The following is a 14,881-nucleotide window of genomic DNA, read 5'->3' as shown; positions in this document are numbered from 1 at the left end:
GCGACCTTAGGGTCGCTTTTTTTGTTTGTGCGTCAGCCCATGGCCACATTTACATGATCCTGACGAACTCTTCACCGATCAGCGGTTCCTGTGCTTGCCCTCAGTGTTGCACAATAGGCACCTTCTCGACTTACCCGGAATTCGCAATGACCAGATCATCCGTCTTTGGTGCGCTCGGGCTGGCCCTGGTGCTGGCGGGCGTGACCGGTTGCTCCTCGAAGAAAGCCGCCATCTACGAGCACGAGAACTTCGACGACTCGGGCACCTACTCGCGCAGCTTCCCGGTAACCGACGCCGGCTCCTGCGAGGCAGCCCGCCGTGCGCTGCTCAGCCAGGGCTATATCATCACCAGCAGCGGTGCCAACCAGGTGATGGGCAACAAGAGCTTCCAGCAGAACAGCGAGAACCACCTGCAGATCAGCTTCAACGTCACCTGCGCGCCAGATGTCAACGACAGCCAGCGCTCGACCATGTTCGCCAACGCCCTGCAGGACCGCTACAGCCTGAAGAAATCGAACTCCTCGGCCAGCCTGGGTGTAGGCGTGCTGGGTTCGGTGTCGATGCCGATCGGCTCCAGTGACGACTCCATGGTCAAGGTGGCCAGCGAGACGGTGACGGCGGCGCAGTTCTACGACCGCTATTTCGCCCTGGTGGAAAGCTACCTGCCAAAGCCTAAGAAAGTGGCCAAGGCCAAGGTCGAGGCCCCTGCGCCCAAGCCTGAGAAGCCGGCGCCAGACCTGGGCCTGCCGGAACAGGCCTCGGCGGCGCCTGCAGCGCCGGCTGCGGCCCCAGCCGCACTTGCGCCAGCCAGTGAGGCAGCGCCAGCGCCGGTGGTGAACGACAGCCAGGGGTCGCAGCCGGTAGCGCCGCCCGTGGAGGCCGCGCCGATCCAGGTGCAGCAGGATGCGCCGGCGGCCGAGGCGGCACCTTCTTCGCTTTGAGGCGTTACCTGTGCCGGCCCTTTCGCGGGGCAAGCCCGCTCCTACAACGACCCTTGGCTTTTGTAGGAGCGGGCTTGCCCCGCGAAAGGGCCGGCACAGGTTAAATCCGCTGTTACAGATCCCCGGCGATAACTTCCTGAACACCTGCTACGTTTACCACTCATAAGCTTGTCATCATTGCTTCATCCGCCCCGCTTAGGTTGAAGCCATGACCAACGAAGACGCATGAGAAAAGAGGACGCAGGGCTATGGATGAATACCAGGAAGAGCTGCTTGAGTACCAGGCCTACGAACTGGACCCACCGGAACCGGCGGACGACGCCACCGAGCTTTAACCCACTCGCCGCTGGCTGCGGCGAAACTCCCCCGGCGTAAGGCCCGTCCAGCGCTTGAATGCGCGCTGGAAGGCTTCGGCCGAAGCAAACCCCAACAAATAAGCGATTTCGCCAAAGGCCAGGGCCGTGTCGCGGATGTAGGCCTCGGCCAGGTCGCGCCGCGTGTCGTTGAGCAAGTCGCGAAAGCGTGTGCCTTCCTCGGCCAGCTTGCGCCGTAGGGTCCAGCTGGGCATCTGCAGGTGCAGCGCCACTTCGTCCAGGTCCGGTTCACGGCCGCCGTTGAGCAGCGGGCCGAGCAAGTGGGTAATCCGTTCGCCCAGGCTACGCACGCGGGTGCGCTGCTGCAGCTCTGCCTCACACAGCTGCAGCAGATGGGCATAGGTACTCGGGCAGTGCTGCGGGTTGCGCGTCGCCAGTGTGGCACGGCCCAGGCGCAGGCGGTTGGCACTGGCGCCAAATTGCACGGGGGTGGTGCACAGCGCCTGGTAGTGAGCGGCATAGGCCGGTGCTTGGAACTCGATCTCCAGGCACTCGGCCTGCAGTGATGTGCCCGCCAGCGCAGCCAATTGGGCCAGCCAACCGGCCAGCAGCGAATCGACCACGAACCGGTTGTAGTCGTTGTATGGGCTGATCGAGTAGAAGCGCAGCCATGCGCCCTGGGCATCTTCCTGGTACACCGAGTGGCCACGGTAGTTGGCGGCGTACAGCGGGCCGAAGCGCAGCAGGGTGTGCGCCGCTTCACCGAGCGTCGGTGCCTGGGCCGCGGCAACGCCGGCAAGGCCCGCCTGGGCCAGGCGGCTCAGGCGGCCCATGTGCAAGCCCAGCGCTGGCTCGCCGCACAGCGCGATGGCGGCATGCCCCAGGTGCATGTAACGAGGAATCGACAAGCGTGCGGCGGGTTCGGCCAGGCGTGCGGCATCGAGCCCGTAGCGCTGCAGCAGCGGCGCTGGGTCGTGGCCCAGCTGGCCCAGGGCCTCGGCCAAAGGCTGCACGAAGCCGACCGAAAGGTCACCCAGGCGCACGCGCGGGCGGGTCATCGGCCTACAGCCACAGGTTCAGCAGGCGCGCACCCTGGCTGGGCGGCCCGGCCAGCAGTTCGCCGGCCTGGTGGGCGAAGCCCTGGCCGTCGCTGCCTTGTTCCCAGAACTGCCCGCGCATGAACACGCTCATGCTGCTGATGCCGTCGCCGGTTACCTGAGTCAGGCGCTGCCAGGCCGTTTGCTCACTGACCTCGCCGCGCTGCAGCCCCAGCTCTGCCGCAGCGTCCTGGTGACGGTTGCCACGCCAGGGCGCCTCCCAGCTGCCTTTGCCACTGAGGAACACCGGGTTGGCGATCAGTTGCACCTGTTGCTGTTGCAACTGGTGCTGGTTCTCCGGGTACCAGCTGTCGCTGCCGATCAACACGCCCAGGCGCCCGGCCGGGGTCTGCACCACCTGCAACGGGAAGTGCCGACCGTGGTGAATGAAGCGCCGCATCTCGCTGTCGGGGTATTGCTGGCGCTGTGGTTGGCCGAGCACTGAACCGTCGGCTGCGAACACCATGCTGCTGTTGAACAGGGGGCCGCGGCCGATGTGCAATACGCCCTGTTCCACATAGGGGGTCGGCAGCACGATCGAGCCAGCCACCAGGGTAACGCCGAACTCCTTGGCCAGGCCGCCAAACAACTGTTGGTAGTCGCTGGCCATTTGTTCGGCCTTCATGCGCAGGTGGGCATCGGCGCGCCGGTCATCGCCATTGGCGCCCAGCATCGCCAGGCCGTAGCGCAGCGGGTTGCTCAGCTCTAGCCACTGCTCGGCTTCACGGCTCTGGGTTACCTGGTACAGCTCGTTCTTTTCGCCACGGGCCCAGAGCCAGGTGCCGATGTGTTCAGGCAGCACCACCACCGTGCGTGGCCCCACTAGCCCCTGGGCGCGGGCTTGCTCCAGGTAGGCCGACAGCTTGCGGTGCAGGCGCTGCAGGTTCTGGTAGTCGCTGGGGTAGAGCAGCGGTTCGATGCCCAGCAAGTTACCGTGCCCGCCGGGGACGCCATGGTTGAGCGCAAGCTCCACGCGCAGGTCGGAGAGGTAGTGGCCTTCCGGGCGCTGCAGAGTCCAGAAGCCGTAGCCGCAAAGGGCGGCGATCATCACCAGCGCCAGGGCGCCTGCCAGGAGTTTGCGCATCGAGCGGTGCAGCACCATGGAATGAGGGTTCCCTAGGGTAGTCCTGCTGTACGCAAGGATCAATAAGTTGTCAGTTTCGATCATTGAGCCGATTCAAACGGCTGTTTAATGTCACCCACAGACAAATGACGGGCCCCGCAGAGGCGCCCGCACTCCGTGACCACGCCACCAGGGGAATTCAACCATGGCTGCCGACCATTATCCGCACTTGCTGGCCCCGCTCGACCTGGGCTTCACCACGTTGCGCAACCGTACCTTGATGGGCTCGATGCACACCGGCCTCGAAGAGCGCCCAGGCGGCTTCGAGCGCATGGCGGCGTATTTTGCCGAGCGTGCCCGCGGCGGCGTCGGCCTGATGGTCACCGGCGGCATTGCGCCCAACGATGAGGGCGGGGTGTATTCCGGTGCGGCCAAGCTCAGCACCGAGGAAGAAGCGCAGAAGCACCGCATCGTCACCGAGGCGGTGCATGCTGCCGGTGGCAAGATCTGCCTGCAGATCCTGCACGCCGGGCGCTATGCCTATAGCCCGCGCCAGGTGGCGCCAAGCGCGATCCAGGCGCCGATCAACCCGTTCAAGCCCAAGGAACTGGACGAAGCCGGCATCGAGAAGCAGATCGCCGACTTCGTCAATTGCGCCGTGCTGGCCCAGCAGGCGGGCTATGACGGTGTCGAGATCATGGGTTCGGAAGGCTACTTCATCAACCAGTTCCTCGCCGCCCACACCAACCACCGCAGCGACCGCTGGGGCGGCAGCTACGAAAACCGCATGCGCCTGGCGGTGGCGATCGTCACCCGCGTGCGCGAGGCGGTGGGGCCGAATTTCATCATCATCTTCCGCCTGTCGATGCTTGACCTGGTAGAGGGTGGCAGCACCTGGGACGAAATCGAAACCCTGGCCAAGGCCATCGAGCAGGCCGGCGCGACCCTGATCAACACCGGCATTGGCTGGCACGAGGCACGCATTCCAACCATTGCCACCAAGGTGCCACGGGCGGCGTTCAGCAAGGTCACCGCCAAGCTGCGCGGCGTGGTGAAGATTCCGCTGATCACCACCAACCGCATCAATACCCCGGAAGTGGCCGAAGCGGTGCTGGCCGAGGGCGATGCCGACATGGTTTCGATGGCCCGGCCGTTCCTTGCCGACCCGGATTTCGTCAACAAGGCGGCCGCCGGGCATGCCGAGCAGATCAACACCTGCATCGGCTGCAACCAGGCCTGCCTGGACCACACCTTCGGCGGCAAGCTGACCAGTTGCCTGGTCAACCCGCGCGCCTGCCATGAAACCGAACTCAACTACTTGCCGGTGCGCGCGGTAAAGCGCATTGCCGTGGTAGGGGCGGGCCCGGCGGGCCTGGCGGCGGCTACCGTGGCGGCCGAGCGGGGCCATGCAGTGACCTTGTTCGAGGCCGCCGCGCAGATCGGCGGGCAGTTCAACGTGGCCAAGCGGGTGCCGGGCAAGGAAGAGTTCCATGAAACCTTGCGCTACTTTGCCAACAAGCTGACCAGCACCGGCGTCGAGCTGCGGTTGAATACCCGGGTGGACGTGGCGGCGCTGGTCGAGGGCGGCTACGACGACATCATCCTGGCCACCGGTATTGCACCGCGCACCCCGGCCATCCCCGGTATCGAGCATGCCAAGGTGCTGAGCTACCTGGACGTGCTGCTGCAGCGCAAGCCGGTGGGCAAGGCGGTTGCGGTGATTGGCGCGGGCGGCATCGGTTTCGACGTTTCCGAGTTCATGGTGCATGAGGGTGTGGCCACCAGCCTGGACCGCGAAGCGTTCTGGCGGGAGTGGGGCATCGATACCGGCCTGCAGGCACGCGGTGGCGTGGCTGGGGTCAAGCCCGAGCCGCATGCGCCGGCGCGGCAGGTGTACCTGCTGCAGCGCAAGGCCACCAAGGTGGGCGATGGCCTGGGCAAGACCACTGGCTGGATTCACCGCACGGGGCTGAAGAACAAGCGGGTGCAGATGCTCAACAGCGTCGAGTACCTGGGCATCGACGATGCCGGGTTGCATGTTCGGGTTGCCGGTGGCGAGCCGCAGGTGCTGGCGGTGGACAACGTGGTGATCTGTGCCGGGCAAGAGCCGCTGCGCGAGCTGCAGGAAGGGCTGCTGGCGGCGGGGCAGGCGGTGCACCTGATTGGCGGGGCGGACGTGGCGGCAGAGCTGGATGCCAAGCGGGCGATCAACCAGGGGTCGCGGTTGGCGGCTGAGCTTTGAGGTGGGCGGGCGCCGCTTGCGCGGCGCATCGCGAGCTTTGCTCGCTCCTACGGGGTTTTGCGTAGGCCTTGGTAGGAGCGAGCGCAGCTCGCGATGCGCCGCGCACAGCGGCGCTCGATCCCCCAGGCGGCATGTTAAACTCGGCCCATGCTCCCCAACATCCCCGTCGCCCCCCTGCAGCCCCTGCGCCTGCCCTGGTTGAACACGATCCAGGCCGCCATCCTGCGCCTGGACCTGATCGACCCACTGCTTAGCGGCAATAAGTGGTTCAAGCTTCGCCACCACCTGCAGCAGGCCAGCCAGGCCCGGGCACCTGGCCTGATCAGCCTGGGCGGTAACCATTCCAACCACCTGCATGCCCTGGCCGCCGCCGGCAAGCGCCTGGGCTTCGCCACGGCCGGGCTGCTGCGCGGCCATCCCCAAGACACGCCCACGGTGCGCGACCTGCAGGCCCTGGGCATGGCGCTGCACTGGCTGGGCTATGGCGGCTACCGGGCGCGCCATGAGGCGGGCTTCTGGGAGCCTTGGCAGGCTCGCTATCCCGGCTGGCACTGCATTCCCGAAGGCGGTGGCGGCGTCGCCGGCGCCGCCGGTTGTGCCTTGATCGTCGAGCAGGCGCGTTCCCAGCTGGCCGCGCTGGGCTGGCGCGGTTACGACGGCTGGTGGTTGGCCGCAGGCACCGGCACGACGCTGGCCGGCCTGGTGCTGGCCGAGGCCGGGGCGCACGTGGTGCATGGCGCACTGGCCGTGCCGCTGGGCCACGGCGTGCCGCAAACCGTCGCTGAACTGGCAGGCTTGCACGGCTACCAACTGCACGACGCCTGCCGGGGTGGCTTTGGCAAGTTCGATGATGAACTGCTGGCCTTTATCGAACTCAGCGAACGCCAAAGTGGCGTGCCGTTCGAAGCGCTCTACACCGGCAAGGCACTGATGGCCCTGCGCGAGCAGGTCGAGGCCGGCGCGTTCGCCCCGGGCACGCGCCTGATCTTCCTGCACACCGGCGGCCTGCAGGGCCGGCGCGGTTACTTGTAGGGCAGCATGCGCAACAGCGTGTTGTCGCGCTGCACGTAGTGATGGTATAGCCCGGCCAGCGCGTGCAGGCCGATCAGCCAGTAGCCCCAGGTGGCCACGCGCTCATGCCAACCCTTGATGAACTTGGCCTGGTCGGGGTCTGGGCCGATCAGGTGCGGCAGTTCCAGGCCATAGAAAGGCACCGGCTTGTCGGCGGCGCTGAGAACCAGCCAGCCGGCCAGGGGCAGGCCGATCATCAGCAGGTACAGCGCCAGGTGCATCAGGTGCGCAAGGCCGGTTTGCCAGGCCGGCGGCTTGGGCACGATGGGTGGGGTAGGGCGGCTCAGGCGCACGGCCAGGCGCAGCCAGACGAGGATGAAGACGCTCAGGCCGAGCATGAAGTGCAGGTCTTTCATCAGGTTGCGTTCAGCGCTGTCCTTGGGGAACAGGCCGCGAAATTCCATGCAGGCGTACACCGCAGCCAACAGCACCAGCATCAGCCAGTGCAGGGTGATGGACAGGCGCGAGTAATGGCTCGCGGGGGTGGATGAAACCATGGTCGGTCCTCGTCATCAGGTCGGTGGGTAGGTCTTTATAGTTTTAGCGTTTGTGAAATAGAGCGCCGCAACCCTCAAGGCAAGCGCTGGGGCAAATGCGGCCAGCTGTCGGCCACCAGAAACACACGTTCGGCTTCCTGCCAGGCGCCGTCGGCATCGTGCTCCAAGCGCACCAGCAATTGCGCCGGTGCATGCGCGTCGCGCTGCTCCAGCCAATTGCCAAACTGTTGCACCGTCCAGCACTCACCCGGCTCAACCCGCGCGGGTGCCAGCCAGGCATGCCGGGCCAGCGGCTGCCAGCGCTCCTCCCTCACCACGGCCCAAGCACTGCGCCGCACCCAGCGCCCACGCAGATGCCGCGGGTTGGCGCCCTGTGGCGGTTCGGCGTGCCCAGGCCAGGGGTAGAACAGGTAGCCACCCAGCCACAGGTGCGCCCGCACCTGCTCGACCCCCACGGCGGCCATCGCTGCGCGACTCTGTGCATCTGCCGACATCGGCAGCTGGTGCCCGGCAACATGCGCCAGCTTGGTCCCCAGCCGGTCGTGGCAGCCCGGCCCGAGCCAGTGCGCCGGGTCGCGCCCGTTTTCCTCGGTTGGCCCCAGGTACAGTTTTATCGCCAGCTCCAGATGATGGGTGCCTTGCGCATCACGCATCAGAATGTCCAGCTCGCCCAAGGTCCTGCCATTGGCACGAATCGCCAGGTTGGACGCCAGCAACTCGACCCCGGGCGCGTGGGTCAGGGCAAATTGCCACAGGCCTTCGTAGTACAGCCCCAGGCGCCGGCTGGTGAGCTTCGCCAACCAGTCGCGCAGGGGCTGGTCGTCGGCATCCAGCGCCCGCAGCCAGCCTTCCAGGCGCTGCGGGTCGGCCGCCCAGGCGCTGCCCGCCAGCGGGTGGCGCTGGGGGCACGGCGGGGCGCTGAGCAGCGCCGGCGACAGCAGGGCCCAGGCCAAGTCGCGCACGGCCGGGCGGCGCAGCAGGCGCGGTAGCTCGCAAAGCTCGGTGAACGGCATCATGCAGCGAGCATAGCCGGTTTGCCGCTACCCGGTGCTTTCGCCCATAATCGCGGCATCGTCACCCGTCGCAGAGCCCCGCAGGAGCCCCATGGAGCAATTTCGCAATATCGGTATCATCGGCCGCCTTGGCAGTTCCCAGGTGCTCGATACCATTCGCCGACTGAAAAAATTCCTCCTCGAGCGCCACCTGCACGTGATTCTCGAGGACACCATCGCCGAAGTGCTGCCCGGCCACGGCCTGCAAACCTCCACGCGCAAGCTGCTGGGCGAGGTCTGCGACCTGGTCATCGTGGTGGGCGGCGACGGCAGCCTGCTTGGCGCCGCCCGCGCCCTGGCCCGGCACAATGTGCCGGTGCTGGGCATCAACCGCGGCAACCTGGGCTTTCTCACCGACATCCGCCCCGACGAGCTGGAGCAGAAGGTTGCCGAAGTGCTCGACGGCCACTACCTGGTGGAAAACCGCTTCCTGCTGCAGGCCGAGGTGCGCCGCCATCATGAGGCCATCGGCCAGGGCGATGCCCTGAACGATGTGGTGCTGCACCCAGGCAAGTCCACGCGCATGATCGAGTTCGAGATCTACATCGACGGCCAGTTCGTCTGCAGCCAGAAGGCCGACGGCCTGATCGTTGCCACCCCCACCGGTTCTACCGCCTACGCGCTGTCGGCCGGCGGCCCGATCATGCACCCCAAGCTCGACGCCATCGTCATCGTGCCGATGTACCCGCACACCCTGTCGGGCCGGCCGATCGTGGTCGACGGCAACAGCGAGCTGAAGATCGTGGTGTCCAAGGACCTGCAGATCTACCCGCAGGTGTCCTGCGACGGCCAGAACCACTTCACCTGCGCCCCTGGCGACACCATCACGGTGAGCAAGAAACCGCAGAAACTGCGCCTGATCCATCCGCTGGACCATAACTACTACGAAGTGTGCCGCACCAAGCTCGGCTGGGGCAGCCGCCTGGGAGGCAGGGACGACTGATGCTCGATCCGGCGCGCAGTTTCGACATCATCGGTGATGTGCACGGCTGTGCACTGACCCTCGAACGCCTGCTCGACGCCCTCGGCTACAAACGGGTCGGCGGCGTCTGGCGTCACCCACGGCGCCAGGCCCTGTTCCTGGGCGACATCGTCGACCGCGGCCCGCGCATTCGCGAGGCGCTGCACATCGTCCACGACATGGTCGAGGCCGGCCAGGCGTTCTGCATCATGGGCAACCACGAGTACAACGCCCTGGGCTGGGTGACCCCGGCGCTGCCTGGCAGCGGCAAGTCGTTCGTGCGCGAGCACACCCCGCGCCACGCCCGGCTGATCGACGAAACCCTGGAACAGTTCGCCCAGCACCCCGGCGACTGGCACGACTTCATCCAGTGGTTCTACGACATGCCGCTGTTCGTCGACGCCGGGCGCTTCCGCCTGGTGCATGCCTGCTGGGACCCACGGCTGATCGAGCCACTGCGCCAGCAATACCCCGACGGGCGCATCGACGAGCATTTCATCCAGGCCTCGGCGATTTCCGGCAGCTTCGCCGCCAATGTGTGCAACCGCCTGCTGCGAGGCACCGACATGCGCCTGCCCGACGGCCTTACGCTCACCGGCGGCGACGGCCTGACCCGCGCCTTCTTCCGTACCAAGTTCTGGGAAGAAGACCCGCAAACCTACGGCGACATCGTGTTCCAACCCGATGCGTTGCCCGAGGAAGTGGCCCGCACACCGCTTAGCCACACCGAAAAGAACGCCCTGCTGCGCTACGCCGAAGACGAACCGTTGCTGTTCGTTGGCCACTACTGGCGCAGCGGCCGGCCGGCACCGATCCGCAGCAACCTGGCCTGCCTGGACTACAGTGCAGTGCTGTACGGCAAGCTGGCGGCCTACCGGCTGGATGACGAAACCCATATCGACCCGCACAAGTTCGTCTGGGTCGATGTCGAGCGCCCACAGGCCAACCAATGAATATCATCGAAGTCATGCGCCTGCCGCTGTCGGTCGACCTCAGCGGCTTCGTCCACCTGTTGCAGCGCCTGCAGGTGCCGCACCGGGTGAGCGAGGAGGGCGAGGAGCAGGTGCTCTGGGCCCCCGACACCCTGGCTGGCGACGTACGCGAGCTGTACCAGCGCTTCCCCGACGGCAACGCCGACGTGCAGCTTGCGCCAGCGGATTCACCCGCCAATGCCCCTGCAGCGCCGTCACTGGCGGAACAGGCCAAGGCCTGCAAGGTCACAGCCGCCGTGCTGATCCTCTGCCTGATCGTCGCTGGCCTCACCAGCCTGGGCGACAACCTCGATGCGATCAGCTGGCTCACCTTCCTCGATTTCCGCGTCCAGGGCGACTACCTGCACTTCACCCCGCTGGCCCAGGGCCTGGCCGAAGGCCAATGGTGGCGGCTGGTGTCGCCCATGCTGCTGCACTTTGGCGTGCTGCACCTGGCCATGAACGGCATGTGGTACTGGGAGCTGGGCAAGCGCATCGAACTGCGCCAGGGCCCCTGGCTGCTGCTGGGCCTGACCTTGCTGTTCAGCCTGGTGTCGAACCTGGCCCAGCATTTCACCAGCGGCCCGAGCCTGTTCGGCGGTTTGTCTGGCGTGCTCTACGGCCTGCTCGGCCACGTGTGGCTGTACCAGTGGCTGGCGCCCAACCCTCACTTCAACCTGCCCCGGGGCGTGCTGGTGATGATGCTGATCTGGCTGGTGGTGTGCCTGACCGGCGTGGTCGGCCAGCTCGGCTTCGGCCAGATCGCCAACGCCGCCCACGTCGGCGGGCTGCTCATCGGATGCCTGACCGGGCTCTTGGGCGGGGCGCTGGCCCGGCGTAAACTGTCGGCTTGAACCAGGAGACTCTATGTCCACTTTCGCGCAAATGATTGAAAACATCACCCCGGAAATCTACGAGAGCCTGAAACTGGCCGTGGAAATCGGCAAATGGTCGGACGGGCGCAAGCTCACCGCCGAGCAGAAAGAGCTGTCGCTGCAGGCGGTGATCGCCTGGGAAATCAAGAACCTCCCCGAAGACCAGCGCACCGGCTACATGGGTCCGCAGGAATGCGCCTCGAAGTCCGCACCCATTGCCAACATTCTGTTCAAGTCGGACTCGGTACATTGATCGAACTCGCTCGTGGCTCTTTGAGCAAGATGGCGGTCAGCCTGCAGGCACCGTTGGTGCAGTACAGCTTCCGCCTCGATGACACCCTGGTGCCGGTCAACCCGTTGATCGGCCAGCGCCTGCGCCTGGAATACCTCGGCGCCATTCACTGCAACCATTGTGGCAAGCGCACCAAGACCAGCTTCAGCCAGGGGTATTGCTACCCCTGCATGACCAAGCTGGCCCAGTGCGACGTGTGCATCATGGCCCCGGAAAAATGCCACTACGACGCCGGCACCTGCCGCGAGCCGTCGTGGGGCGAACAGTTCTGCATGACCGACCACGTGGTCTACCTGGCCAATTCCTCGGGCATCAAGGTGGGCATTACCCGCGCCACCCAGTTGCCCACCCGCTGGCTCGACCAGGGCGCGATCCAGGCCCTGCCGATCATGCGCGTGGCCACCCGCCAGCAATCGGGTCTGGTCGAAGACGTGCTGCGCAGCCAGGTGCCCGACCGCACCAACTGGCGCGCGCTGCTCAAGGGCGACGCCGAAGCGCTCGACCTGCCGGCCATCCGCGAGCAGGTGTTCGACGCCTGCGCCGATGGCCTGCGCGACCTGCAGGCCCGCTTTGGCCTGCAGGCGATCCAGCCGCTGCCCGATGCCGAAGTGGTGCAGATGAACTACCCGGTCGAGGCCTACCCGAAAAAGATCGTCAGCTTCAACCTCGACAAGGACCCGGTGGCCGAAGGCACGCTGCTGGGCATCAAGGGCCAGTACCTGATCTTCGACACCGGCGTGATCAACATTCGCAAGTACACGGCCTACCAGTTGGCCGTGCTCCAGTAAAAAGGACCTGCACATGCGTACCGAACAACCGCAAGTGATCTACCTCAAGGACTACCAGGCGCCCGAGTACCTGATCGACGAGACGCACCTGACCTTCGAACTGTTCGAGGACCACACCTTGGTCCATGCGCAACTGGTCATGCGCCGCAACCCGGCACGCGGTGCCGGGCTGCCGCCGTTGGTGCTCGATGGCCAGCAGCTGGAGCTGCTGCGTGCCTCGCTGGACGATGCCGAGCTGCAGGCCGGCGACTACCAGCTCGAAGCCGACAGCCTGACCGTCCAGCCCAAGGCCGAGCGCTTCACCCTCGACACCAGCGTGAAGATCCACCCTGAAAGCAACACCGCGCTGGAAGGCCTGTACAAGTCCGGCAAGATGTTCTGCACCCAGTGCGAGGCCGAAGGTTTCCGCAAGATCACCTACTACCTCGACCGCCCGGATGTGATGAGCACCTTCACCACCACGGTGATCGCCGAACAGCATCGCTACCCCGTGCTGCTTTCCAACGGCAACCCGATCGGCAGCGGGCCGGCCGAAGACGGCCGCCACTGGGCAACCTGGGAAGACCCGTTCATGAAGCCGGCGTACCTGTTCGCGCTGGTGGCCGGTGACCTTTGGTGCGTGGAGGACAACTTCACCCGCCAGTCCGGCCGCGACGTGACCCTGCGCATCTATGTCGAGCCCGAGAACATCGACAAGTGCGACCACGCCATGGTCAGCCTGAAGAAGTCCATGCGCTGGGACGAAGAGGTGTACGGCCGCGAATACGACCTGGACATCTTCATGATCGTTGCGGTCAACGACTTCAACATGGGCGCCATGGAAAACAAGGGCCTGAACATCTTCAACTCCAGTTGCGTGCTGGCCCGCGCCGAAACCGCCACCGACGCCGCCCACCAGCGTGTTGAGGGTGTGGTCGCCCACGAGTACTTCCACAACTGGTCGGGCAACCGCGTCACGTGCCGCGACTGGTTCCAGCTGTCGCTCAAGGAAGGCTTCACGGTGTTCCGCGATGCCGAGTTCAGCGCCGACATGAACTCGCGCACGGTCAAGCGCATCGAGGACGTCGCCTACCTGCGCACCCACCAGTTCGCCGAAGACGCCGGCCCCATGGCCCACCCGGTGCGCCCGGACAGCTTCATCGAAATCTCCAACTTCTACACCCTGACGGTGTACGAGAAGGGCGCCGAAGTGGTGCGCATGGTGCGTACGCTGTTGGGCGCAGACGGTTTCCGCAAGGGCAGCGACCTGTACTTCGAGCGCCACGATGGCCAGGCGGTCACCACCGACGACTTCATCAAGGCCATGGAAGACGCCAACGGCGTCGACCTCACCCAGTTCAAGCGCTGGTACAACCAGGCCGGCACCCCGCGCCTGGCGGTCAGCGAAGCCTATGATGGCGCCGCCCAGACCTACAGCCTGACCTTCCGCCAGAGCTGCCCGCAAACCCCGGACAAGGCCGAGAAACTGCCGTTCGTGATTCCGGTGGAACTGGGCCTGCTCGATGCCCAGGGCAACGACCTGCCACTGCAACTGGCCGGTGAAGCCAGCCCTGGGGCCAGCAGCCGCGTGCTGTCGGTGACCGAGGCCGAGCAGACCTTCACCTTCCAGGGCATAGCCGCCAAGCCGCTGCCGTCGCTGCTGCGCGGCTTCAGTGCGCCGGTGAAGTTGAGCTTCCCCTACGACCGTGACCAGCTGATGTTCCTGATGCAGCACGACAGCGATGGCTTCAACCGCTGGGAAGCGGGCCAGCAATTGTCGGTGCAGGTGCTGCAGGAGCTGATCGGCCAGTACCAGCGCGGCGCAGCGCTCACCCTTGACCAGCGCCTGATTACCGCGCTCGGCACGGTGCTGGGCAATGCATCGCTCGACCCCGCCATGGTTGCCGAAATGCTCTCGCTGCCCGGTGAAGCCTACCTCACCGAGATCAGCCAGGTGGCGGACGTGGACGCCATTCACGCGGCCCGCGAGTTCGCCCGCCAGCAAATCGCCGAACAGCTGTTCGACGCGCTGTGGGCGCGCTACCAGGCCAACCGTGAGGTGTCGCGCAACACCGCCTATGTGGCCGCTGCCGAGCACTTCGCCCGCCGCAGCCTGCAGAACATCGCGCTGTCGTACCTGATGCAGAGCGGCAAGGCGCAGGTGCTGGAAGCGACCCTGGAGCAGTTCGAGCACTGCGACAACATGACCGAGCGCCTGACCGCGCTGGCGGTGCTGGTCAACTCGCCGTTCGAGGCCGAGCGCGCCAAGGCCCTGGAGTCCTTTGCCGAGCACTTCAAGGACAACCCGCTGGTCATGGACCAGTGGTTCAGCGTGCAGGCGGCCAGCACCTTGCCGGGCGGCCTGGCACGGGTCAAGGCGCTGATGCAGCACCCGGCATTCACCTTGAAGAACCCGAACAAGGTGCGGGCGTTGATCGGCGCCTTTGCCGGGCAGAACCTGGTGAACTTCCACGCAGCCGACGGTTCGGGCTATCGCTTCCTGGCGGACTTGGTGATCGAGCTCAACGCGTTGAACCCGCAGATTGCTTCGCGCCAACTGGCACCGCTGACCCGCTGGCGCAAGTACGATGACGCGCGGCAGGTGCTGATGAAGGGCGAGCTGGAGCGGATTCTGGCTTCCGGTGAGCTGTCCAGCGATGTGTATGAAGTGGTGAGCAAGAGCCTGGCGTAAGCCTGGTCGATTCTGGGGCTGCTGTGCAGCCCATCGCAGGCAAGCC

The 14,881-nt window shown here is 65.8% G+C and carries 13 protein-coding genes; 9 read left to right on the top strand and 4 right to left on the bottom strand.

The window, feature by feature from the left end:
- Nucleotides 1-146: 146 nt before the first annotated feature.
- Entirely contained in the window at nt 147-941 is a 795-nt protein-coding gene (locus F3J45_RS04680; protein ID WP_167058099.1) for a DUF2242 domain-containing protein, read from the top strand.
- Between the two features lie 331 nt (nt 942-1,272).
- Here the strand turns inward: F3J45_RS04680 and F3J45_RS04675 are convergent, their stop codons facing one another.
- Nucleotides 1,273-2,313, bottom strand: a complete 1,041-nt coding sequence (locus F3J45_RS04675; RefSeq protein ID WP_167058096.1) for an AraC family transcriptional regulator — start codon at nt 2,311-2,313, stop codon at nt 1,273-1,275.
- Between the two features lie 4 nt (nt 2,314-2,317).
- Complete coding sequence (locus F3J45_RS04670) at nt 2,318-3,436, bottom strand: nitrilase-related carbon-nitrogen hydrolase (RefSeq protein WP_167058093.1); 1,119 nt, start codon at nt 3,434-3,436, stop codon at nt 2,318-2,320.
- Between the two features lie 184 nt (nt 3,437-3,620).
- On the opposite strand from F3J45_RS04670, the gene F3J45_RS04665 reads away from it, so the two are divergent.
- Entirely contained in the window at nt 3,621-5,657 is a 2,037-nt protein-coding gene (locus tag F3J45_RS04665; RefSeq protein WP_167058090.1) for an NADPH-dependent 2,4-dienoyl-CoA reductase, read from the top strand.
- A 147-nt stretch (nt 5,658-5,804) separates the two neighbouring features.
- Nucleotides 5,805-6,689, top strand: a complete 885-nt coding sequence (locus F3J45_RS04660; protein WP_167058087.1) for a 1-aminocyclopropane-1-carboxylate deaminase/D-cysteine desulfhydrase — start codon at nt 5,805-5,807, stop codon at nt 6,687-6,689.
- Here F3J45_RS04660 and cybB read toward each other — a convergent pair.
- Both cybB and F3J45_RS04650 read right to left on the bottom strand, forming a co-directional pair.
- The gene (gene cybB / locus F3J45_RS04655; protein WP_167058084.1) at nt 6,680-7,225 is read right to left on the bottom strand and encodes a cytochrome b561; all 546 of its coding nucleotides are present in this window, start codon (nt 7,223-7,225) and stop codon (nt 6,680-6,682) included. The two genes, F3J45_RS04660 and cybB, sit on opposite strands and share 10 nt — an antisense overlap.
- A gap of 74 nt (nt 7,226-7,299) precedes the next feature.
- Nucleotides 7,300-8,241 carry a DUF1853 family protein gene (locus tag F3J45_RS04650; RefSeq protein WP_167058081.1) on the bottom strand — a complete coding sequence of 314 codons (942 nt, stop codon included), beginning with the start codon at nt 8,239-8,241 and terminating at the stop codon, nt 7,300-7,302.
- Between the two features lie 88 nt (nt 8,242-8,329).
- Between F3J45_RS04650 and F3J45_RS04645 the strand changes: the two genes are divergently transcribed.
- From F3J45_RS04645 to pepN, 6 genes are read left to right on the top strand one after another with little or no spacing between them, the layout of a single operon-like run.
- On the top strand, nt 8,330-9,220 hold the full coding sequence (locus F3J45_RS04645; protein ID WP_027919132.1) for an NAD(+) kinase: 891 nt from the start codon (nt 8,330-8,332) through the stop codon (nt 9,218-9,220).
- Nucleotides 9,220-10,191: a metallophosphoesterase gene (locus F3J45_RS04640; protein ID WP_167058078.1), complete on the top strand. Its 972-nt coding sequence runs from the start codon at nt 9,220-9,222 to the stop codon at nt 10,189-10,191. The genes F3J45_RS04645 and F3J45_RS04640 overlap by 1 nt, the downstream gene beginning before the upstream one ends.
- Complete coding sequence (locus F3J45_RS04635) at nt 10,188-11,063, top strand: rhomboid family intramembrane serine protease (protein ID WP_167058075.1); 876 nt, start codon at nt 10,188-10,190, stop codon at nt 11,061-11,063. Before F3J45_RS04640 ends, F3J45_RS04635 begins: the two co-directional genes overlap by 4 nt.
- 13 nt (nt 11,064-11,076) lie before the next feature.
- Nucleotides 11,077-11,337, top strand: coding sequence for a YeaC family protein (locus tag F3J45_RS04630; RefSeq protein WP_119370829.1), 261 nt, complete (start codon nt 11,077-11,079; stop codon nt 11,335-11,337).
- On the top strand, nt 11,334-12,164 hold the full coding sequence (locus F3J45_RS04625; protein ID WP_167058072.1) for a DUF2797 domain-containing protein: 831 nt from the start codon (nt 11,334-11,336) through the stop codon (nt 12,162-12,164). The genes F3J45_RS04630 and F3J45_RS04625 overlap by 4 nt, the downstream gene beginning before the upstream one ends.
- A gap of 13 nt (nt 12,165-12,177) precedes the next feature.
- Entirely contained in the window at nt 12,178-14,835 is a 2,658-nt protein-coding gene (pepN, locus tag F3J45_RS04620; protein ID WP_167058069.1) for an aminopeptidase N, read from the top strand.
- Nucleotides 14,836-14,881 lie beyond the last annotated feature (46 nt).

The sequence above is a fragment of the Pantoea sp. Ap-967 genome, assembly GCF_011752565.1.
In the GTDB taxonomy this organism is placed as follows: Bacteria; Pseudomonadota; Gammaproteobacteria; order Pseudomonadales; family Pseudomonadaceae; genus Aquipseudomonas.
This window is presented reverse-complemented; position numbering and strand designations above follow the sequence as displayed.